This window comes from Amycolatopsis plumensis (assembly GCF_042652605.1).
Taxonomy (GTDB): domain Bacteria; phylum Actinomycetota; class Actinomycetes; order Mycobacteriales; family Pseudonocardiaceae; genus Amycolatopsis; species Amycolatopsis plumensis.
In genome coordinates this window covers 7708417-7729478 of record NZ_JBHSJY010000001.1, presented here as the reverse complement: position 1 = coordinate 7729478, position 21062 = coordinate 7708417, and the positions used below count along the sequence as shown (strand labels likewise).

General features: G+C 72.2%; 22 protein-coding genes. 9 read left to right on the top strand and 13 right to left on the bottom strand.

Annotated features, from left to right (window positions below):
- Positions 1-122 precede the first annotated feature (122 nt).
- Positions 123-2576, bottom strand: a complete 2454-nt coding sequence (locus ACFPLC_RS37315) for an ATP-binding protein (protein ID WP_378197995.1) — start codon at positions 2574-2576, stop codon at positions 123-125.
- A gap of 348 nt (positions 2577-2924) precedes the next feature.
- On the opposite strand from ACFPLC_RS37315, the gene ACFPLC_RS37310 reads away from it, so the two are divergent.
- Positions 2925-4370 (top strand): non-reducing end alpha-L-arabinofuranosidase family hydrolase, encoded by a 1446-nt coding sequence (locus tag ACFPLC_RS37310; protein WP_378197997.1) that lies wholly within the window; start codon positions 2925-2927, stop codon positions 4368-4370.
- A 29-nt stretch (positions 4371-4399) separates the two neighbouring features.
- On the opposite strand, the gene ACFPLC_RS37305 is transcribed toward ACFPLC_RS37310, so the two are convergent.
- A complete protein-coding gene (locus ACFPLC_RS37305; RefSeq protein ID WP_378236067.1) occupies positions 4400-4549 on the bottom strand; it encodes a hypothetical protein in 150 nt (49 codons plus the stop codon).
- Between the two features lie 20 nt (positions 4550-4569).
- Between ACFPLC_RS37305 and ACFPLC_RS37300 the strand changes: the two genes are divergently transcribed.
- The 3 genes from ACFPLC_RS37300 (at position 4570) to ACFPLC_RS37290 (ending at position 7321) form a co-directional block, all read left to right on the top strand.
- A complete protein-coding gene (locus ACFPLC_RS37300; protein ID WP_378197999.1) occupies positions 4570-5268 on the top strand; it encodes a HEAT repeat domain-containing protein in 699 nt (232 codons plus the stop codon).
- Positions 5262-6275, top strand: coding sequence for a HEAT repeat domain-containing protein (locus ACFPLC_RS37295; RefSeq protein ID WP_378198001.1), 1014 nt, complete (start codon positions 5262-5264; stop codon positions 6273-6275). Before ACFPLC_RS37300 ends, ACFPLC_RS37295 begins: the two co-directional genes overlap by 7 nt.
- An 89-nt stretch (positions 6276-6364) precedes the next feature.
- Positions 6365-7321, top strand: coding sequence for a helix-turn-helix transcriptional regulator (locus tag ACFPLC_RS37290; protein ID WP_191306112.1), 957 nt, complete (start codon positions 6365-6367; stop codon positions 7319-7321).
- On the opposite strand, the gene ACFPLC_RS37285 is transcribed toward ACFPLC_RS37290, so the two are convergent.
- From ACFPLC_RS37285 to ACFPLC_RS37265, 5 genes are all read right to left on the bottom strand, one after another.
- Positions 7318-7476: a hypothetical protein gene (locus ACFPLC_RS37285; protein ID WP_191306111.1), complete on the bottom strand. Its 159-nt coding sequence runs from the start codon at positions 7474-7476 to the stop codon at positions 7318-7320. The genes ACFPLC_RS37290 and ACFPLC_RS37285 overlap by 4 nt on opposite strands.
- A gap of 96 nt (positions 7477-7572) precedes the next feature.
- Entirely contained in the window at positions 7573-7737 is a 165-nt protein-coding gene (locus tag ACFPLC_RS37280; RefSeq protein ID WP_378236066.1) for a hypothetical protein, read from the bottom strand.
- 23 nt (positions 7738-7760) lie between these two features.
- Positions 7761-9086 (bottom strand): tachylectin-related carbohydrate-binding protein, encoded by a 1326-nt coding sequence (locus tag ACFPLC_RS37275; protein ID WP_378198004.1) that lies wholly within the window; start codon positions 9084-9086, stop codon positions 7761-7763.
- A gap of 69 nt (positions 9087-9155) precedes the next feature.
- Positions 9156-10469, bottom strand: coding sequence for a tachylectin-related carbohydrate-binding protein (locus ACFPLC_RS37270; RefSeq protein WP_378198006.1), 1314 nt, complete (start codon positions 10467-10469; stop codon positions 9156-9158).
- Between the two features lie 194 nt (positions 10470-10663).
- Positions 10664-11194: a LacI family DNA-binding transcriptional regulator gene (locus tag ACFPLC_RS37265; protein WP_378236295.1), complete on the bottom strand. Its 531-nt coding sequence runs from the start codon at positions 11192-11194 to the stop codon at positions 10664-10666.
- 38 nt (positions 11195-11232) lie between these two features.
- Here ACFPLC_RS37265 and ACFPLC_RS37260 point away from each other — a divergent pair, with 38 nt between their 5' ends.
- Positions 11233-11568 (top strand): PfkB family carbohydrate kinase, encoded by a 336-nt coding sequence (locus ACFPLC_RS37260; RefSeq protein WP_378198007.1) that lies wholly within the window; start codon positions 11233-11235, stop codon positions 11566-11568.
- Between the two features lie 12 nt (positions 11569-11580).
- Here the strand turns inward: ACFPLC_RS37260 and ACFPLC_RS37255 are convergent, their stop codons facing one another.
- Entirely contained in the window at positions 11581-12093 is a 513-nt protein-coding gene (locus ACFPLC_RS37255; protein ID WP_378236064.1) for a hypothetical protein, read from the bottom strand.
- Positions 12094-12225: 132 nt separating this feature from the next.
- On the opposite strand from ACFPLC_RS37255, the gene ACFPLC_RS37250 reads away from it, so the two are divergent.
- From ACFPLC_RS37250 to ACFPLC_RS37240, 3 genes are all read left to right on the top strand, one after another.
- Positions 12226-12657, top strand: coding sequence for an OsmC family protein (locus tag ACFPLC_RS37250; RefSeq protein WP_378198011.1), 432 nt, complete (start codon positions 12226-12228; stop codon positions 12655-12657).
- 63 nt (positions 12658-12720) lie between these two features.
- Positions 12721-14682, top strand: coding sequence for a hypothetical protein (locus tag ACFPLC_RS37245; RefSeq protein ID WP_378198013.1), 1962 nt, complete (start codon positions 12721-12723; stop codon positions 14680-14682).
- Positions 14683-15045: 363 nt separating this feature from the next.
- On the top strand, positions 15046-16023 hold the full coding sequence (locus ACFPLC_RS37240) for a YVTN family beta-propeller repeat protein (protein ID WP_378198015.1): 978 nt from the start codon (positions 15046-15048) through the stop codon (positions 16021-16023).
- A gap of 13 nt (positions 16024-16036) precedes the next feature.
- On the opposite strand, the gene ACFPLC_RS37235 is transcribed toward ACFPLC_RS37240, so the two are convergent.
- The 4 genes from ACFPLC_RS37235 to ACFPLC_RS37220 form a co-directional block, all read right to left on the bottom strand.
- Positions 16037-16585 (bottom strand): hypothetical protein, encoded by a 549-nt coding sequence (locus ACFPLC_RS37235; RefSeq protein ID WP_378198017.1) that lies wholly within the window; start codon positions 16583-16585, stop codon positions 16037-16039.
- 130 nt (positions 16586-16715) lie between these two features.
- Positions 16716-17150 carry a nitroreductase family deazaflavin-dependent oxidoreductase gene (locus ACFPLC_RS37230; protein WP_378198019.1) on the bottom strand — a complete coding sequence of 145 codons (435 nt, stop codon included), beginning with the start codon at positions 17148-17150 and terminating at the stop codon, positions 16716-16718.
- On the bottom strand, positions 17147-17608 hold the full coding sequence (locus ACFPLC_RS37225; protein WP_378236063.1) for a VOC family protein: 462 nt from the start codon (positions 17606-17608) through the stop codon (positions 17147-17149). Before ACFPLC_RS37225 ends, ACFPLC_RS37230 begins: the two co-directional genes overlap by 4 nt.
- 86 nt (positions 17609-17694) lie before the next feature.
- On the bottom strand, positions 17695-18714 hold the full coding sequence (locus tag ACFPLC_RS37220; protein ID WP_378236062.1) for a hypothetical protein: 1020 nt from the start codon (positions 18712-18714) through the stop codon (positions 17695-17697).
- A gap of 33 nt (positions 18715-18747) precedes the next feature.
- On the opposite strand from ACFPLC_RS37220, the gene ACFPLC_RS37215 reads away from it, so the two are divergent.
- On the top strand, positions 18748-19245 hold the full coding sequence (locus tag ACFPLC_RS37215; protein ID WP_378198025.1) for a hypothetical protein: 498 nt from the start codon (positions 18748-18750) through the stop codon (positions 19243-19245).
- A gap of 42 nt (positions 19246-19287) precedes the next feature.
- Here the strand turns inward: ACFPLC_RS37215 and ACFPLC_RS37210 are convergent, their stop codons facing one another.
- On the bottom strand, positions 19288-20952 hold the full coding sequence (locus tag ACFPLC_RS37210; RefSeq protein ID WP_378236061.1) for a glycoside hydrolase family 27 protein: 1665 nt from the start codon (positions 20950-20952) through the stop codon (positions 19288-19290).
- Positions 20953-21062 lie beyond the last annotated feature (110 nt).

Below are 21062 nucleotides of genomic sequence, written 5' to 3'. Positions count from 1 at the left end.
ACCCGCCGAACCTTTCACGCCCCAGTAGGTCCATCCGGACCTGCCGCGATTGAATCGGTGCCGGACCGGCGGGGCCATGAACAACGGACCGGAAGTTCCGGGCGCGGAAGTTCCGGTCGGGTCTACTCCGGCCGGGTGTCCTCGGCCTTGATCCCCATCGCGTCGTAGAGCGCCCGCGCCCGCTGCCGGTACGGGCGGCCCTTGCCGGCCTCGCCCGCGTCTTCGTAGGTGCCGGCGATCCCTTCGAGCGCGCGGGCTTCTTCGTGCTGCTCGTGGGTGCCCTGGGCGAGGTCGCGGGCCCGCAGGTAGTGCTCCAGCGCCGCCGCCCGGTCGCCGGTGGCCCGCGCGTTGTCGCCGAGGCCGTTGTGGGCCAGCGTTTCGAGCGGGCGGATGCCGGTGGCCGCCGCGATGCGGAGGGCGTCCTCGAGGTACCGGCTCGCCTCGGCCGGCGGGGTGCCCAGGTGCGGGTGCACGAGCCCGAGGTAGACCAGCGCGTAGCCCTCGGCTTCGCGGTGCCCTTCGGCGCGGCTGACCGACAGCGAGCGGTCGAGGTGGTCGCGGGCTTCCTCGTAGCGGCCGAGCGCGCGGTAGACGTCGCCGAGGTTGTGCAGGCAGATCGCTTCGCTGGCCCGGTCGCCGATTTCCTCCGCGATGGCCAGTTGGTGGTGGTAGGTCTCGAGCGCGGCGTCGAACTCGCCCAGCCGTTCCTGGACGAAGGCCAGGTTCCCGTACGTGCGTCCCTCGGCGAGGGTGTCGCCCGCGGCCCGGGCCAGGGTGACCGCCCGGCCGAGGTGGTACGCCGCGTCGTCGTACCGGCCCAGCTGGGCGTACACCGTGCCCAGGGTGCTCGTGGCGCGCGCGGTCATGGCCGGGGTGCCGTCGAAGCCGAGGGAATCGGTGAGGTGCTCGACCGCTTTGTCGTAATTGCCGACCCTGGCGCAGATCGCGGCGACGTCGACCAGAGCCTGCTGGGCGCCGATGGAGTCCCCGGCGGCGCGGGCCTCCGCGAGCGCGAAGCCGTGCAGACTGCGCGAGGCGTCGTAGTGGCCGTGCACCCGCAGTGCCTGCCACAGCAGCGTCGAGAAGTCGCGGGCGTAGGCCGTGCGGCCGGTCGAGGCGGACAGTTCGGCGAGCCCGAGCAGGGTGGGCAGTTCGGTGGCCAGCCAGGCCGCGGCGTCGTCGGCGCCGCAGAAGCGCGGCGGGGCCTCGGTGACGTCGGTGAGCAGCGGACGGCGGTAGGGATCGCGTGGCGCGATCGTGTCCGCCGCGGCGGCGGCTCCGGCCAGGTAGTGCCCGGCCAGGCGCCCCAGCGCCGCCGTCCGCCGCTCGTCCGCGGCGGCGAGGCCGCGCGCGTAGTCGCGGACCAGGTCGTGGAACTCGTACCGGCCGTCCACCCGGTGCTCCAGCAGGTGCCCGGACACGAGCACCCGCAGGCGCCGCCGGGCCTCGACGGGCCCCTCGGCCAGCAGCGCGGCCGCCGCGTCCACCGCCCAGTGCGGTCCGGGGTGCAGGCCGAGCAGCCGCATCGCCGACGCGACGTCTCCCGGCAAGGCCTCGTAGGACCACGACAGCACGGCAGGCAGCGACGTGCGGGCTTCCTCCGTGGTGAGCGCGTCGAGCCGGTCGCCCGCCGACCGCATCGCCGCGGCGACCTCGGCCAGGCCCCGGTCGTGGGCCAGCCGTTCCCCGACGATCCGCAGCGCCAGCGGCAGCCCGCTGCAGCCGGACACGACGTCGGCGAGGGCGGCGCGGTCGGCGGGCCTGCCGCCCGAGAGGCGGTCGAGCAGCGACAGCGACTCCCGTTCGTCCAGCGGCGGCACGGGCACGCGGTGGGCGTCGTCGCTGACGGCCAGGCCGTGCAGCATCGTCCGGCTGGTCACCACGACCACGCACCCGGCGTGCCCGGGCAGCAGCGGCCGGACCTGGTCGGCCGAGCGCGCGTTGTCCAGCAGCAGGAGCACCGAACGGGTGGCCAGGACACTGCGCAGGAGCGCGGACCGCCCGTCGACGTCCGCCGGGACGTCCGGCGCGGGCACCCCGAACGCCAGCAGGAACGAGTGCAGCACGTCACCCGGCTCGGCCGGCGCCCCCGGACCGTAGCCACGCAGGTTCGCGAACAGCTGGCCGTCGGGGAAATCCGCGCGGGCGGCCTGGGCCCAGTGCACGGCCAGCGATGTCTTGCCGACCCCGCCCATCCCTTCGAGCACCGCGACGACCACCCCGCGGTCGCGGCGCGCGCTCAAGGCGTCCAGCGTGGCGATTTCCCGCTGCCGCCCGGTGAAGGCGGTGCTGCCGGCGGGCAGCTGGGCCGGCACCGCGACCGGGTGCGCGGTGCGCACCGGTTCCGGTGCGGCGGGGAAGTAGTGCAGCACGAACCGGCGGATCTGGTCGCCGCGCAGCCCGAGGCCGCGGGCAAGCGCTTCCAGTGAACTGCGCCGCGGCCGGGCGACCCGCCCCCGTTCGATGTTGCTGATGCCCCGCACGGTCAGCCCGGTGCGTTCGGCGAGCTCCTCCTGCGTGAGACCGGCGACGCGCCGCAGTTCGCCCAGCAGGTTCTGGTCCGGCTGACTGTCCATGCGGCATGGTATTCCGGCTTTCCTTGCCGGCACGGCAAAACGGTGATCATCACCGTTCGCAGCGTGTCCGGTACGCACGGTCGGAGGTCTCGCGGACGCCGAGGCCGTGACCAGCGATCTCGAAAGTTTCGACAGCTCGCGGCCGGTGTAATTTTCACCGCTCGGCTGTCCTCTGTGGACCGACTACACCGGCCTTGAGGAGGCAAAGCGTTCCGTTCCCGCTTCGGGGATCTCGCGGCGCCTGCGCGTGCATTGACAATCGCGCGCCGTGACGTTCAGGCTGGCGCGACGCATGTTAGCGATAACAGTCGGCGTGCCACGACGGTGTGGCGGACCGGGAAGGTCGTCATGAACAGAAGAAGTCTCAGCCGCAGGAGCCGGCACCTGGTGGCCGTGTCCGCCGCCGCGGCGACGGTCGCGGTGACGGCGTTGTTCGGGGCCGGCGCGGCCCAGGCCGACGTCACCGGTGCCTTGCGCGGGGTCGGTTCGGGCCGGTGCCTGGACGTCCCCAACGCCAACCAGGCCGACGGCACCTCGGTGCAGATCTACGACTGCTCCGGTGGTGCGGGCCAGCAGTGGACCTCGACCGCCAGCGGTCAGCTGACCGTGTTCGGCGGCAAGTGCCTGGACGTGGCCGGCAGCGGCACCACCGCCGGCACCCGGGTGCAGATCTGGACCTGCCACGGCGGGGCCAACCAGCAGTGGCGGGTGAACGCCGACGGCACGGTGGTCGGCGTGCAGTCCGGGCTCTGCCTCGACGTCACCGGCGCCGGCACGGCCAACGGCACCGCGGTGGCGCTCTGGACCTGCCACGGCGGCACCAACCAGCAGTGGACGGGCCTGTCGAGCACGCCCACCACGACCACGACGACGACCGGGAGCAGCGGCTGCTCGCTGCCCTCGACCTACCGCTGGTCGTCCTCCGGCGCGCTGGCGCAGCCGAAGAACGGGTGGCTTTCGCTCAAGGACTTCACCAACGTCGTCTACAACGGCAAGCACCTGGTCTACGGCTCGACGGTCAACTCGTCCGGGTCCTACGGCTCGATGGCGTTCAGCCCCTTCACCAACTGGTCGGACATGGCCTCGGCCGGGCAGACCGGGATGAACTCCGGCACCGTCGCCCCGACGCTGTTCTACTTCGCGCCCAAGAACATCTGGGTGCTGGCCTACCAGTGGGGCCAGTGGCCGTTCATCTACCGCACCTCGAGCGACCCGACCAACCCCAACGGCTGGTCCGCGCCGCAGCCGCTGTTCACGGGCAGCATCTCCGGCTCCGGCACCGGCCCGATCGACCAGACCCTGATCGCCGACGGCTCGAACATGTACCTGTTCTTCGCCGGTGACAACGGCAAGATCTACCGCGCCAGCATGCCGATCGGGAACTTCCCGGGCAGCTTCGGGTCGAACTACACGACGGTCATGAGCGACACGCAGGCGAACCTGTTCGAGGCGGTCGAGGTCTACAAGGTCCAGGGCCAGAACCAGTACCTGATGATCGTCGAGGCGATGGGCTCGGGCGGCCGTTACTTCCGGTCGTTCACCGCCAGCAGCCTGAGCGGTTCGTGGACCCCGCAGGCGGCCAGCGAAAGCCGGCCCTTCGCCGGCAAGGCCAACAGCGGCGCGAGCTGGACCAACGACATCAGCCACGGTGACCTGGTCCGCACCAACCCCGACCAGACCAAGACGATCGACCCCTGCAACCTCCAGTTCCTCTACCAGGGCAAGGACCCGTCCGCCGGCGGCGACTACAACCGGCTCCCGTGGCGGCCGGGTGTGCTGACGCTGCAGCGCTAGCCGAGATCAGGGAGGCGAGGGAGCCCCAGTCACTCCGGTGGCTGGGGCTCCTTCGTGCGTGCCGCGAGGCGATCGGGCGCGGCGGAAACCGGGCGGGCTCGGTTGTAGCCGGGCACGATGCACTGGTCCTCGGACGGCGGGATCTCCGCCCTGCCCGGTTCCGCGCTTGACCTTGACACTGTGACAAGGTCTTCACTGCGTGCAGGAGGTGATCCCCATCAACCCCGTAACCAAGGACACCCAGGACCACGACCGTCTGCTCGCCGCGCTGGGCAGCGGGAACTCGTCCACGCGGCTGCAGGCCGCGCTCGCGGCGGGCACCCGCGCCGATCCCGCCCTCACCGGCGCGCTCGTCGCCCGGTGCGCGATCGAGCCGGACTTCTTCGTGCGTGACATGCTCACCTGGGCGTTGACCCGCCTCCCGGCGGAGACGACGGTGCCTGCGCTGCTGGCCGAGCTCCGCTCGGGGCGGGCCCAGGCCCGGAGCCAGGCACTGCACACGCTGTCGAAGATCGGGGCCCGCTCGACCTGGCCCGCGATCACCGGGGCGCTGCTGCGCGACGCCGACGACGAGGTCGCGCGCAGCGCCTGGCGCGCCGCCGTCGTGCTGGTGCCCGCCGGAGAGCGGGCCGCGCTGGCCGCCGAACTGGCCGGGCAGCTCGGCCGCGGCGACCGGACCGTGCAGTTGAGCCTCAGCCGGGCGCTCGTTGCGCTCGGAGACGTCACCGAGCCGGCTCTGCGGCCGGGACTGGCGAGTGCCGACCCGGCGGTGCGGGCGCACGCCCGCGCCACCGAGCGGCTCCTGCACGACCCCGACGCCGCGTTCGACCTCGCCGTCGACGAGGCGAACCGGATCGTCGCGCTCGGCCCGGAGCGCGCCGGGGGAGCCGGGTGCTGATCGGCGAGGTGGCCCGCCGCTGCGGGGTGAGCACGCGGATGCTCCGGCACTACGAGTCGCTCGGGCTGGTGCGGCCGACCGGCCGCACCGTCGGCGGCTACCGCGAGTACTCCGCGGCGGACATCCGCCGGATCTTCCACGTCGAAGGCCTGCGGTCGCTCGGCATGTCGCTGCGGCAGATCGGGCGCGCGCTCGAGGATCCCGCCTTCACCCCGGCCACCCTGGTCGGGGACCTCGTCCGCCGGACCGAGGACCGGCTGCAACGTGAGCGGGAACTCCTCGAGCGCCTCCGGGCGATCGACGCCTCGGCGCCGTCGGGCTGGCCGGACGTCCTGCGGGTCGTCGAGCTCCTGCGCGGCCTCGGCTCGCCCAGCCCCGCCCGCCGGCAGCAGGCCGTCCTGGCGCGGACCGAGGAGGTGCCCGTTCCGGTCGACCCGCTGGCCAGGGCGATCCTCGACGAAGCCGACCCGAACGTCGCCGGCGCCCTGCGGTGGGCCCTCGCCCGCGCCGGCGGTGACGCGGTCGCGAGCGTCGCGCCCGGCCTGCGTTCGGACGACGCCGAGGTCCGGCGCCGCGCGGTGCGGGCGATCGCCGAGCTCCCCGGTGCCGAGGCCGACGCGGTGCTCGCGGAGGCGCTCGGGGACTCCGACCCCGCCGTGCGCCGGCTGGCCGCACTGGCCTCCGGCCAACGGGGCGCGATCGCCGCCGTACCGGTCCTCACCGGCATGGTGGTCGAAGGCACGAACGACGTCGAGGCGGCCGAGGTGCTGGGAACGCTGTCCCGGGACGACGGGCACGCGGACGGGATCGCCGGCGAGCTGGCCGACGCGCTCGCCGCGCACCCGGCGGACACCGCGGTGCGGATCCGCGTGGCCCAGGCACTGGCCGAGCTGCCGGGCAGCGCCGCACGAGACGTCCTGCGGGGCCTGGGCCGCGACGAGGACCGGGCCGTCGCGCTCGTCGCGTCGGCCCTCGTGGAAGCCCTCGAAGCCCGGCCCGGCGGCTGAACCGGCCCCGCGTCCGGCGCGGCGTTCCCGGCTTCGGCAGGCGGCCGGATGGACTAATCTGAGCCGGGACGACGCCGGAGGGGGCGGGGATGCTGGAAGGGCTGTTGTCGGCCGACGCGGGCGCGCTGTACGACGCCATGGTGCGGTCCGGGCCGGTGCCGCTGGACGACTCGCGTGCCACCAGCCCCGAGATGCAGGAGCTGATCGACCGCGGCTTCGTGCGGCGCGACTACCGCGGCGACCCGGTGCTGGCGCCGATGGAACCCGTCCGGGCCGTCGACCACGCGATCCTCGGCGCGCAGCAGCGGCTGCTCGAGCAACAGCGCCAGATCGTCGCGGCGCGCCAGCAGCTGGACCTGCTCCAGACCGTCTACCGGGCGGCCTACGGCGGCGGCAGCGACGCGGCCGTCGAGGTGCTGTCCGACCCGCAGCGGATCGGGGCCTTGTCCCTCGAGCTGTGCCTGTCGGCGAAGGAGGAGTTCCTCACCTTCACCACCCGGCACTTCAAGCGCAAACCGGACGCGAACACGGTGATGGCCCTGCCCGACGCGGTGACCGAACGCGGCGTGCGGCTGCGCAACGTCTACGAGCGCGCCGCGCTGGAGTTCGAGGGCGCGAAGGGCGTGGTCGAGGCCAGCATCGCCGCCGGGTGGACCATGCGGGTCGCCCCCGAGCTGCCGATGAAGATGGTGATCGCCGACCAGCACTCGGCGCTGATGCCGCTCGACCCGAGCGGGATGGAGGGCGCGGTCTTCGTGCGCAGCCCGACCATCGTGGCCGCGCTGCGGATGCTGTTCGAGCTGGTCTGGAGCCAGGCCGTGCCGATCGGCGACGGCGGCGGGCCGCAGCGCCACGGGCTGACCCCGACCCAGGCCAAGGTGCTCGACCTGCTGGCCACCGGGATGACCGACGGGGCCATCGCCCGGCACCTCGACGTCAGCGAGCGGACCGTGCGCCGCCACGTCCAGGGCCTGCTCGACGCCCTGCAAGCCGACAACCGGGTGGCCGCGGTGCACGCGGCCACCCGGCTGGGCTGGCTGAACTAGTCCAGCTTCTTGCAGGCGCCTCCGCCCTGGGTCCAGATCCAGACGCACTTGGTGTTCGGATCCTGGATGGCCGCCGCCTCCGGTGCGGCCAGCGCCCCGAACGCGATCGTCGCCGCGATCCCCGCGGCCAGCCCGGCCAGCACTCGCTTGATCATGTCGTCCTCCCCGCGAAAAGCGATCTTTGCTGAGTGACAAGTTAGGCGGCGATGTCTTACGCCGGGAGAGCAAGTCCGGCCAATGTCCGGATCCGGTCACGCAGGCCGGGCCGCCTCCGGACCTGCGTGATCGCCCGGCCGGTCGTCCTCGGGACTGCCCACCCAGTGCAGGTTGTCCGGTTCCGGCCACCACCCCGGCGGGTCCGGGCGGGGACCGCCACCCGGTTCGCCCCACCAGCGGGTGGCCGTCTCGTCTCCCACGCCGGAACCGCCGCTCGCCGCGGCTAGGCGCCGAACGGCTGGGCCGACAGCAGCGTCTGCGTCCAGCCCTTCGTGTCGACCGGGTCGGTGCCGAACCCCTGGATGTCGGAGCCGTCGAAGTCGAACGGGTTGTGGTCGTGGTAGCGGTACAGCGCGCCGTCGCGGGTCTGACCGTAGTAGAGGCCGTAGCCGGGGGAGACGATCTGGTCGAAGGTGCTCCAGCGGTCCGCCAGCGTCGTGCCGGTCCAGGTGTGGTCGGCCGCGATGTGGTACGAGCGCAGGACACTGGTGGTGCTGATGCCGATGAGCCAGTCGTCGCCGGTGGCGGCGATGGTGCGCATGGTGAACCCGGTGCCGATCACGGCGCGCTGGCCGATCTGGCTGCTCGCCGGCTTGGGCCGGGAGACCACATAGGACATCAGGGTGCTGCCGGCGATGCCGTAGAGGTGGCCGTGGCCGTCGTAGGTCAGCATGTCGTGGGTCCAGCCGCTGCCGAGCGCGACGGGCGTGCCCAACTGCAGCGAGTTGTTGTTCGTGATGACGTCGACGCGGTAGAGCACGCCGGCGGGCGAGGTCGCGAGCACGGTGTTGAAGTTCAGCGTGGCCAGCGCCTTGGGCGTGAACCCGAGGTTGTCGGAGGACACGAGGGTCTTGGTGCGGTCGCCGGTCTGCGAGTTGATGGTGCTGTAGGTCAGGCGCCCGTCGGACAGCGCGCCGTAGACCGACACGGTGGCCGAGGACGGGCCGCTCAGCTCGTCGACGATCCGCTGCGCGTCCGCGGCCTGCGGCTGGTAGCGCTCCGGGAAGGCGGAGCGCTGGACCCGCTGGCAGACGTCGCCGATCGGGGCGGTGCGCCAGCTGCCGTCGGGGTAGAAGTCCTGCATCACGTTCAGGAACGCGCCGGTGGCCCAAGCCGGGTCGAGCCGCTGCGATTCGGTTCCCCACGAGTCGAGCTGCTGGAACAGGCCGAGACTGGTGTGGTCGACCCGTTCGCTGATGTTCTCGATCGTGGATTCGACGATGGTGGTGGTGATCGCGATGACCGCGGCCCGCTCGTCGAGCCCGCGCGCCTGCACCGCGTCGATGACCGCGCGGGCGCAGGAAACGCGGTACGGCGTCAGGTAGCCCTTCAACGCGCCGGTGAGGACGCTGTTGAGGCGGGTGGCCGCGGCGGTGTCCGCCGCGGTCGGGCCGCCGGTGACGCAGGGTGCGGTCGTGTAGGCGGCCAGCTGCTGGACGCGGGCGGCCACGGCGTCGGACTCGGTGGTGGCGCTCGCGGCGGTGGCGCCGGCGGCCAGGACGGACAGTGCGGCGAGGCCCGCGGCGATCGCTCTGGTGGTGGTGCGCAAGGGAAACTCCAGGGGTTGAGTGGCGGTGCCGCGACCGGTGCCGCGGCACCGCCGGGAAAGGGGGACGCCTCAGGCGCCGGGCGGGGAGACGTAGCCGGAGATCAGCACGTCGTCCGCGCCGGACCGGGCGGTGTCGGGGTCGATGACCCGCCGCGTGACCTTGTTGCTGACGTTGCCGCCGACGACGGTGAGGGTGCCGTCGGGGTGCACCGCGGTGATCACGTCGACGTGACCGCCGGTGGTGCCGTCCGGCGGGCCGTAGATGACCCAGTCGCCGATCTTCGGGCTGCCGTGCGAGCTGCCGGTCCGGGACTTGAACAGGCCGTGGTCGACACCCCACTCGCCGAGGGCGCGGGCGATGAAGGTGCCACGGGGCACGCCGGAGACACCGGCCGTGGACCAGGTCCAGGTCGCGAACATCGCGCACCAGTCGAGCGCGCCGCGGTCGCAGGCGTCGTTGTACTTGTCGCAGCTGGTCTCGGTGGTGCCGACCTCGCCGGTGGCGAGGGTGGCGATCTTCGAGCGCAGCGGCTTGACCGGGGTGCTGCTGGTGCAGCCGGCGGGGTCGGCCGAAAGCAGGTACTGTGTCCAGCCGCGCGAGGCGACCGGGTCGTTCAGGTGGTAGGCGATGTCGGTGCCGGAGCCGTCGGCCGGGTCGTCGTCCTCGTACCAGTACATGGCGCCGTCGGGGTTCTTGCCGTAGTACAGGCCGCCGCCGGGGGAGACGAGGTTTTCGAAGCTCTGCCAGCCGGCGTCGTCGAGCTGGGCGCGGGTGTAGGTCGTGCCGGTCTGGGAAACGGTGTAGCTGATCAGCTGGCCGTCGGACGCGGTCGCGATGAGCCGGTCGTCGCCGGACGCGGAAAGCGTTTTGAGCGCGAACCCGCCGCTGCCGATTTCCCGGCGCTGCCCGATCTGGGCGGTGCCGGGCTTGTCCCGCGAAACGAGGTACTGCAGCAGCGAACCGCCGGAGGTCGTGCCGTAGAGGTGACCGTGGCCGTCGTAGGCCAGGAGGTTGTGGGTCCAGCCGTGCTGGACGTCGATCGGGTCGTTGAAGGTGAGGCTGCCGCTGTTGGTGAGGATGTCGACGCGGTAGAGGACACCGGCCGGCGAGGTCACCAGCAGCGTGTTGAAGTTGAGGGTGGCCAACGCCTTCGGCGTGAACCCGAGCGACTTGGAGGAGACGACGACGTGCGTGATGTTGCCGTTGTCCGGGTCGATCACGGTGTAGGTGAGCCGTCCGTCGGGCAGCACGCCGTAGACCGAGACCCCGCCGGCGCACGCCGCGGCGGCGGAGGCCGGAGCCGCGGTCAGTGCCGTGGTGGTGAGGCCGCTCAGCAGCACGAAGAACGCCAGCAAAGCGGCGCGCATTCTGGTTCCGAACATGGGAGAACCCCTCGTCGAATGGAAGATTGTGCCGGCCGCGACCCCGGGAAGGCGGCTCGACGAGGCAGAGCATATGAGCGATTTTCGGGCCCGCGCATGAGCTGAACCGGCCATTGGCCGCATGCGGACACCGCAAAATCAGGAACTCCCGCTCACGAGGTCGTGAGTGAGAAACAGTGTTCTAACGCTGTTTCTCACTCACGACGGTCGCCGCGGTCCAGCAGGGTGTTCGAGGACCGGACGAACGAATCCGCGCACCCGCACGAACCGCGGACCGTGAGCCGGGTCGGCAGGGTCCGCAGCCCGCTCGGCCGCGGTTCGTCGCCGAGAGCACCCACGAGCAGCTCGGCCGCCAGCTTGCCCATCTCGAAGATCGGCTGCTCGGCCGTGGTGAGGCCGGGACTGGTGTAGGCCGCGTACTCGATCCCGTCGAACGAGGCGACCGCGAGATCGTCCGGCACCCGCAGGCCGCGGTCGGTGGCAGCCCGCAGCAAGCCGAGCGCGGCGAGGTCGCTGGTGACGAACAACGCGGTCGGCGGGTTCGGCCCGGCCAGCAGGGTTTCGAGCGCCTCGTACCCGGCCCGGCCGCCGAACGGGCGGCGCAGCACCGGCAGGGCGGTGAGCGCGGCTTCGGCCAGCGCCCGCTCGTACCCGACGACGCGGTCGCGGGAGGTCGAGACGTCCGGGCCGCTGAGGCAGGCGATCCGCGTGTGGCCGTGCCCGATCAGGTGCGCCTCGGCCTCGCGGGGCCGGGGTGAGCTGCGTGCTCAACCCGGCCCCGGTCGTCCCGGTCGTCGCCGAACTGCTGCGGCACGGGCCGATCCTCACCCCGAACCGCGGCGAGGGAGTCCGGTACGTGCACCCGGGTTCGCCCCCGGTCGACATCCCGCCGCACCCGGCAACGGTGGTCGACACGACCGGCGCCGGCGACACGTTCAACGGGGTACTGGTCGCCCGCCTCGCGGCAGGCGACCCGCTCGACCGGGCGGTCCGTACGGCGAACATCGCAGCTGCGCTGTCGGTGTCCGCACCCGGAGCCCGCGCGGGCGGGCCGACACCCGCCGAGGTGGCCGCAGCGCTCGCCCCGTCCCGGCGGTGAGGGTGGTGGCTGCTAGCCCATCGCGCAGGTGGAAGCGGTCCGGTAGCAGTTGGCGTAGTGGCCGATCTGGCGATTCCGGTCGGTCAGGCGGACGATCACGTGCTCGACCCAGCCCGGGACCGAGGAGGTCAGGCCGAACGGCTCGAACGGCCACGTCTCGTTGACGCCGACGTCCGCGCAGTCCTGGACGAGCGCGGTGTCGGTCACCCGCGTCGAGCCCTGGAAGCCGGCCACGGTCAGGTCGGCGCATTCACCGGCTCGGATGAACAGGGTCATGCCGGTGACCGTGACCGTCTTGAGCGAGGTCGACCAGGCCAGCTTCCCGCTGACCGCGGTCGCCGGCACCCCGGAGCTGTGGTTCAAGTTCACGGTGAAGCCGGGCGGGGCGGCCGAAGCCACCCCGGCGGTCGCCGTGACGGCTGCCGCCGTGAGTCCCAGTGTCATGCCGAGCCGCGCGAGCGGAGCGGGTTCACCTGAACGGCGGAGGCGCCATTTCGGCAGGATCCGCCGGGCGGGGGTGATCACCGCAGTGGCAGCCGCGTCCGTCCGGGATCGGGTGGTGTGCAGTGAATGCGCTACTCCGGCCTTCGTTTTGGCGCGCGCCGCGCGATGCTGATTGACTCGGCACCGACACCGATCACGATCTCTGGAGGACGCATGCCGGTCTCGAAGGCCCACGCGAACTGGAACGGCGACATTCCCACCGGGTCCGGGCAGTTCAGCGCGGGCGACGGCAGCATCAGCGGCGGAGTCACCTACAAGTCCCGCTTCGAGGACGGCCCCGGCTCGAACCCCGAGCAGCTCATCGCCGCGGCGCACGCGTCCTGCTTCTCGATGGCGCTCGCCAGCACGCTGGCCGGGGCCGGGTTCCCGGCCGAGTCGATCGAAACGGACGCGGCGGTGACCCTCCGCCCGGTCGACGGCGCGCCGACGATCCTCAAGATCGAGCTCACCACGCAGGGCCGCGTCAACGGCATCGACGAGCAGCAGTTCCAGGAGTACGCCGAGCAGGCCAAGGCGAACTGCCCGGTCAGCCGCGCGCTGGCCGGCGTGCCCGAGGTGACGCTGCAGGCCAGTCTCGCGAGCTGACCGGATTCCGTGGTGGCGCCCGCCGGCGCCACCACGGACCGGGATGCTCGCTACGGTCGTGGCGTGACGTTGCTGGGGATCCTGGAAGACGACGAGTACCTGCCCGAGTACGGGACCTTGGTGGTCCGCGACCGCTACGCCGCCGACGGGCTGGAGCCGCTGGCGAACGAGCTGCTCGGCGAGCTGGCGACCGAAGCGCTGTCCGGCACCGTCGCGACGGCGGGGGACGGGTGGGTGCACGGTCATGCCGGCGACCCGTTCCAATCGGTGCGGCTCGAGGCCCACGACGCACCGCCCTCCCTCGTGCTCGAGGACTGGGAGGACGTCGTCGAGTCGCCGTTCCACAGCCGCAGCGGGCGGGTCTCGCTCGGGTTCCTGACCGGCGGCGAGCACGACGAAACGCTCGAACTCGGCCGCCGTGGCCTGTTCCGGGTGCGGGTCGCTCGCCGCGCGGCCGCGGCGGGGGAGGAGGGCGACGTCTGGCTGGTCCAGTTCTGGCCCGCCGCCGGTCCCGGCTTGCCCCGCTGGCTCCGGCGGACCCGGCCGGCTCTCTTCCCGGCCGATCCGGGATGGCAGCAAGTGCTCGGCTACCCGGTGATGTCGGCCGGGTGGACCGCCGCCGGGTACGGCCCGCCCCGGCCGGATTCCTGGCTCGACGAGCCCCTGCAAGGGGATCCGCCCGACGCGGCGATCTGCGCGCAGCTCGGCCTCGAACCACCGGTGTCCCAGCGGGACGCGGTCGCGCTCTTGGTCGCGGCCGGCGTGCTCCTCACCGATGGCGACGGGTACCGGCTCGCCGACCACCCGCCGCTCGCGGCGGAGCGCGTCACCTTGCCCGAAGGCCTGGCCGCGCAGGTCGCGCGGACGGCCGCCAGTGCCCGCTACACCTGGGCCGCGGCCGACCTCGCCAGCGTCGCCGCGTGGGGCGACCCCGCCCCGGTCGACGACCTCGCCGAGCGGCTGCTCATCGCCCCGGACGACGTTCCCGGATTGCTCGACTTCGCCGTGTCGGACCATCTGGTGCGGCGCGCCGGTGCGGGCATCGCGGCGCTGCCGCGGCGGCGGCCGGAGCCGGTGTCGGTGCTCGTCCCGGCGGTGCCGACGCGGCCGGAAAACCCGGCCACGATCCCGGGGGCGCCCCCGCGGGCCGGGGTCATCGGCGGCAACGGCGAGGTCATCGTGTGGCGAGAAGGCGAACCGGTCGTGCTCGGCCGCGTCCCCGATCAGCACCGCTACCGCGCGCACGAGACACCGGCCGGGATCGTGGTGGCCACCTCCGGCGGCCCCGGAACGCTGGTGCGGTGGGACGGCACGAGCGAGCGGCTGCCCGCCGACCTCGGGACCAACCCGGTCCGCAGCGCCGACGGACGATTCCTGGCCGGAGTCGAACACCACGTCGGCCGCCACTCGTGGGACCGGCCGCACCTGCTGGACACCACCACCGGCGAGGTCGTGAGCCTGCCCCGGACCGACGAGCTGACCCGCCGCGCGCTGGCCGTCATCGACGGCGCGCTGTTCTACGCCGACGGCTTCCACACCGGCAGCCGGACCTTCCGCTGGCTCCCGGGCGCCGACCCCGAGCCGGTGGCGGCCGACCTCTGGCAAATCGACCCGCTCTCGGGCGCGGCGCTGGAACGCGGCACCGGCGGCGTCTTCCGGCACGACCCGGCCGGCGTCCGCACCCCGCTGCCGTCCGACCGGCAGTACGAGCTCGCCCCGGGCGGCGAGCTGCTGTACGCGTTCCAGTACGCGCCGCCGTCGGTCTGGCTCCTCGACGGCGGCGAACCGGAGGAGCACCCATTACCCGAAGGCTGCGACCTCAGCACGGCGATCCCGGCGGCCCCGTTCTGGGAGACACCCACGACGCTGGTGTTCACCGGCGAGCGCGGCGGCCGGAGCCGGCTGGTGCGCTGGGACCTCCGGTCCGGCCGGTTCGACCACTTCGGCCTGCCCGAGGTGGCGGGGTACCGGCCGTTCGCCGTCCAGCCGATCCTCCACCCGGTCTCCGGGTCAACTACTGTATAACGACCTATACAGCTGGAGTGTGATGCAACAAATCGCCGCACCACACAAAGACAGCCAAGACGGCAGAGACAACGGGAGCAAAACGCGGCCGGCTTCACCGGAAATTGCGTGACACCCGGACGGGTTGAAAAGGTTTACGGGCCGAATCAGCGCGATTCACGGTGGTGTTCACTCGTCAAGGCGATCATGATCTTGTTCCGGTGGCAGGTCCGCCGGACCGTCGGTTAGCGTGACTCCCGGCCGGGGAAACGGCGCGCCACAAGCGCTTCGCCGACCGGCTTCCCCGAAGGCGTCCGATCAGGAAATCCGAAGAGCCTTCGTTTTCGAACCAGGCCAGGGTTGGCTGCTGAACCGGAGAAGGTTATGTCATTCGGCAATGGCGCTGTTCCGCGCGCGCCCCGGCCCGCCGCCGGGGTATTGGCGGCCTTGCTGCTGGCCGCCGCGTGGGTGTGCCCGGTCGCGCACGCCTACCCGGCGCGGGTGCAGGTGTTCGTGGCGAACAGCGGTTCGGACAACGTCACCGTCTACGACACCCGGATGCAGGAGGTGGTCGCGACGGTCCGGGTCGGCCACTCGCCGGTCGGTGTGGGCGCCGCGCCCGGCGGCGAGCGGGTCTACGTCACCAACGAGCTTTCCGACACGGTTTCGGTGATCGACGCCCGGACGTATTCCACGCTGGCCACGGTTCCGGTGGGGCTGCACCCGTTCGGTGTCGCCGTGGCCGGCTCGCGCGCGTATGTGACGAACTTCGGGGCGGACACGGTTTCGGTGATCGACACGGGGACGAACACGGTCGTGCGGCAGATCCCGGTCGGCCGGTTCCCGCACAGCCCGGCCGCGAGCCCGGACGGGCGCCGGGTGTACGTGACCAACAACGGCTCGGCCACCGTGTCGGTGATCGACACCGGTACCGACCAGGTGGTGGCGACGCTGCCGGTGGGCCGCTTCCCGGCCGGCGTCGCCACCAGCCCGGCGGGCGACCGCCTCTACGTGGCGGCGACGGGCGCGAACAGCGTGAACGCCATCAGCGCCACCGGTCCGACACTGATGACGACCCAGCCGGTCGGCGAGGTCCCGATGGGGGTGGCGGTCACCCCGCGAGGTCAGGTGTACGTGGCCAACGCCGGTTCGGACACGGTGTCGCTGCTGGGCCGCAACCCGCCGCTGGCGATCCCGGTCCAGGACGAGCCCGAAGGCGTGGCGGCGGCCCCGGACTCCAGCTACGTGTTCGTGACGAACGCGGCATCGGGCTCGATGTCGGTGATCGACATCGCGACGAACACGGTCGTGGCGACCGTGCCGGTGGGCAGTGAACCGGAGGGGGTGGCGGTGACGTCCTGACAGCCCCAGACCATCACGACGTGACGTGAGCGATGACCCGGCGGACGTATTGCGCGCGATCGGCCAGCAGATCCACGCTGACGAGAACGTGGTGGTTCGTGGTGGGGTGGAAAAACGATCCGGCCACCGGCAGGGCCGTCACCTGGAGCCGGAAGCCGCCGATGCGGATCCCGAACTGCTTTTCGTGCTCGTGCACCGCATCGCGCATTCTCGGTGCGTTGCGGAACGGATTGCTCACCCGCGCCACTTCACGTTTGTGCGCCGAACTCCAGCGGTGCAGCGTGTGGAGGTTGTCTTCCACGATCGGCGCCAGTGGCTCGGCCGGGACAAGCGGTATCGATGGCGCGTCGTCGCGGGTGAGCGACAAAGTGGTTTCCCACCAATGTCGCCACAGGTCGGGAACGTGCTCGCCGGTGACGCCCGGCGGCGTGGTCAGCGTCGGGCGCCGGACCGCGGGCGGGACTTCCAGCGCGCACGGGATGTCGAGCGCGTCGCGGACGGCCAGGGCGAACGCCAGCGGGTGCGAATACCCCAGGACGACCGTCCACGGCGCGCTCGACATCGAGACCACGTGCTGCCTTTCCGGCTCAGGCGGGTTTCACTCAGACGATGTACTCGGTATCACCGGGACCACTGCTCGTGCAGATGTCACTATCCCGCAGCAGGGCGTCGCTCATCGGCGTGTCGAAGGGCTATGCGATCGCTCGCAGCCGCACCACGGGGATGTCGCGGGAGGTCTTGCGCTGATAGGTCGCGTATGGTGCGAACACCTCCACCAGACCGGCCCACACGTCCAATTTCTCCTCGCGGGAGAGAGTGCGGGCGCGGGCGGAGAACCGATGGGTGCCTACGCGCACCCGCACGTCAGGGTTCTCCCGGATGCTGAGGTACCACAGCGGATGGTGGTCGGCGCCGCCGTTGGACGCGACGACCAAAAACGAATCGCCGTGGGCGCGGTAGATCAGCACGGTCCGGTGCCACCGGCCGCTGCGCCGTCCCCGGTAGTCCAGGAGCAGGCACGGTGCGCCGCTGATCGTGGTTCCCTTGATGCCGCCGGATTCTTCGTACACCCGGGCTTGCCTGGCCACCCAGCCGACGGGGCTGGCCCGCACCTCCGGGGTGGTCACTGCGCGCCGAACCAGTTGTCCCGTGCGGCTTGCAGGCCGTCGGTGGGTTGCCAGTCCTTGAGGGGCTGGGAGAACTCCCACTGGTAGCCGAACGGGTCGAGGCACTCGAACACGCGGTCACCCCACGCTTCGTCCGCCGGCTCCGAGGTGATCGTGCACCCGGCGCCGCGGCAGTACTCGTAGTGTGCGGCGAGGTCGTCCACCCCCAGGCCGATCGCCACGCCGAGCCCCCGGGGGCCGGCTTGGGTTCGCCGTTCCCGCTCGCTGTCGGGAAAGGGCATGCCCACCAGGGCGTCGACGATCAGCTGGACGTCGCCGCGCTGGAGGATCGTCATCACCGGACGGCCGTCGGGGTCCGGCACGCTGCCGACCTCATCGAACCCGAACCCGCGGTAGAACCGGGCGGCGGCATCCACGTCGCCGACCCGCAGTCCCACCCGGAACGATCCTGCCACCACTGCTGCCTCCATTTTAGTACGCCATACGGAAATTCTCCCCGCACCCTACCCGGTGGTCCCCGGGACGGCGCAAGCCCCGTGCGACGTCAGAGCCACCCGAGGCGATCGCCGAGGACCTGCGCGGTTCTCGCCGGATCGTGGTGGTTCAGCTCCGCGACGCACCGCGTCAACCGCTGACGGGACGTATCGCGGAATCGGCCGGGTGGCACGGTGTCCAGCACCAGCGCGGCCAGCCCGGTCGCGTGCTCGAGTTCGCCGCGACGGACCTCGGCCAGCGCCAGCGCCAGTGTGGCCGCCACCCAGCCGGGGCTGCCCGGCGGCTTGCGGTCGCGGGACGTCGTCGCGTGGGACAGCGCGGCCGCCGGGCGGCCGGCCGCGAGCAGGGCCTCCGCCAGGTGCAGGTGGAACTCCGCGCGGTCGAAGCCGAAGCGGCCCGGCTCTTCGGCGGGCGCGGCGTCCATGGCGCGCTGCGCCGCCGCGATCGCGGGGGACGGGTCGTGGCCCAGCGCGACCAGCGACGGCAGCTCCGCCCACGCCAGCCCCTGCGCCTGCTGCAGCGGCCCCTGGGCCGAGATGCTTCCCGCGCGGGCCAGTACGAGCGCCGTGGCCGCGTTTCCCTGGCGCCGGGCCACCATGCTGCGCGCCCACAGGGCCCACGCGCGCAGCCGCGGGTGGCCGGCGTCCGTGGCCAGCCCGACCGCCGTACGCAGGTGGATGTCCGCGACGGTGTGCTCGCCGCGGTGGTGCGCGAGGTTGCCCAGCAACGCCGACAGCCAGCCGCCCAGCACGCGCAGTTCGCCGCGTCGGCCGGCCGGCGGGGCGTGGCCGAGCATCGAGTTGACCGCGCTGCGGCAGCGACGCACCTCGGCGGTCAGCCGGTCCGGCGGGAAGCGCGCGTACTCGGTGGCGTAGTACCGCACCGCCTGGTCGAGTTGCGCGAGGGTGAGCGGCCCGCCGACCGGGCCCTCCACCTCCAGCACCAGCTCGACCGACTCCGACACCGCCGCCGGCGAAACCGGGACGTCGGTGGGAGCACGGGGCACCGGGATCACCGGGCGCGTTAGGCCCAGCTGGTCGGGGCGCGCGCCGTAGAGCCGGCACAGCACCTGCCCGTACTCGAGGCTCGGCTGCGCGTCCCCGTGCTCCCACCGGCGAACGCCTGGATCAACGCCAGCCTGAGCTTGGCCGCGCGGGGGATCGCCCGCAACGAGCTGGCGGCCATGCGGATGCCCGCCATCGCGAGCCTCTCGGCGGGCGGGGTGGCGATGCCGTTCCTGACCTGGCACGTGCCGCTGGGGCCCGGCCAGGTGCTCGGCGGGCGGCTTTCGCGCGGGGCCAACCCCGACGCCTTCCTCTTCCTGCAGAACTCGCAGGTGTACCAGGTGCTCGTCGGCCCGGGGCAGAACAACCTCGGCCTCATCGCCGGAGACCTCAACGTGCCCGTCGGTGAGCTGAACGCGCCCACCGGCAACCCGCTGCTGCCGTACCTGCTGCGCGACTGGGTCGGCGTCTCCGACGACCTCGACCACATCCTCGGTCACCCGCAGTCGCCGCAGCCCAACCCGGGTTTCGCCAACGACGGCCACTTCCCGGCCTCCGGTCACCACGACATCCTCGTGAGCACGGTCTCGTGGTGACCCGTCGAGCCTGCCGCCGTCGCCCGTGGCGGCGCTCGGACGTCACGCCGTGGGTGCCGTCCACTGCTGGTTCGCTTGGCCGTTGCACGCCCAGAGGAGGACCTTGGTGCCGTTGGCGGTTCCCTGGTTGCTGGCGTCCAGGCAGAGGTTGGACTGGACGCCGGTGATGGTGCCGTTCGCGTTGACCGTCCACTGCTGGTTGGCCTGGCCGTTGCAGTCCCAGATGACCACGGGCGTCCCGTTGGCGGTGCCCTGGCCGGACGCGTCGAGGCACTTGGTGCCGTAGACGGTGAGCTGGCGGCTCGCGGTCCGGGTCCAGGTCTGGCCCGGGCCGCCCTGGCAGTCCTGCAGCTGCAGCTGGGTGCCGTTCGCGGTGGTCGCGTTCGGCACGTCGAGGCAGCGGCCGGACTGCTTTCCGGTGATCGGGCCGCCGCCGGCCGGGGGAGTGCCGTCGGTGCCGGTGACGGTGAGCAGCACCGCCTCCCCGGCCGGGACCGAGGTGGCGTAGCTCGAGGTGAAGGTGCCGCGGTCGGCGCCGGCCCAGACGTCGCGGACGACGGCCGAGCCCGACAGGCCGAGCGCGGACCACCGGGCGGTGATGGTGGCGGCCGAGCCGGTGCGGTTGAGCAGGACGACGGCCCGGCGACCGGTGCCGGACAGCACCTTCTGGTACACCTGCAGGCCGCCGGCGTCCTCGGCGACCTTGGTGCCCTGCCGCCCGAGCGGGTCCTGGTCGATGGCGATCATTTCGCGGTTGGTCAGCGTGGCGCGGGTGGCGGCGCTCATGTCGCTGGGCTTGTTGCCCGCGATCAGCGGCGCGCCGGAGATCGCCCACAGGCTCAGGTGGGTGCGGTTCTGCGCGTCGGAGAAGCCGGGCAGGCCGGCGATGAGCATGTCGGGATCGTTGTAGTGGCCGGGACTCTGCGCGCTGGGGTGCTGCGCGGCGTCGAAGTTGGCCAGCATCCGCGACATCGACGGCCGCTCGCCCCAGTAGATGATGTCGCCGCTGGTCCGCCACAGGTTGGCGATGCCCGGCGCCCAGTTCCACGGCTGGTTGCCGCCCCATTCGCAGACGGAGAACGTCATCGGGCGGCCGGTCTGGGCGGTGGCGCGTGAAATGGAGTCGCTGATCTGGGTGTAGGCGGTGCGTGCGTTGAGCCCTTCGGCGTTGCCGCCGCACCAGTCGACCTTCACGTAGTCGAAGCCCCAGCGGGAGAACTGCAGGAAGTCCTGGTCGTAGTGGCCTTCGGCGCCGGTGCCGGGGTAGGCGGGGTGCCCGGTCGGGTAGTAGTAGCCGCAGCCGTTGCGGCCGGCGTCGGTGTAGATGCCCGCCTTCAGGCCCTTGCTGTGGATGTAGGCGGTGATGGCGGACATCCCGCCCGGCCACTTCGCGGTGTCGACGGTGATGTTGCCGCTCGCGTCGCGGCTGCCGGTCCACCAGCCGTCGTCGATGTTGACGTATTCGTAGCCGGCGTCCTTCATGCCGGAGGACACGAGCGCGTCCGCCTGCTGTTCGATGACGGTGTGGTCGATCGCCCCGGCGAAGGAGTTCCAGGAATTCCAGCCCATCGGCGGCTTGGTGATGGGAGCCGGCGCGGCGGCGGCGTTCCCCGTTGCCACGAGGGACAAGCAGGCGGCGATCAGCGCGCAGATCGTCCACAAAGGACTGAGGCGGCGCAGGGAGGTGGCGGGGCGTGCTGGCGACAACGGAACCCCCATCGGCGTGGACGGCGAGCCGGAGTGCGGCAGGGATGTGAACGCTAACACGAAGGAATATCCGGCTCAACGATCGATTTCGGATCCCGCGCGATTTCCGT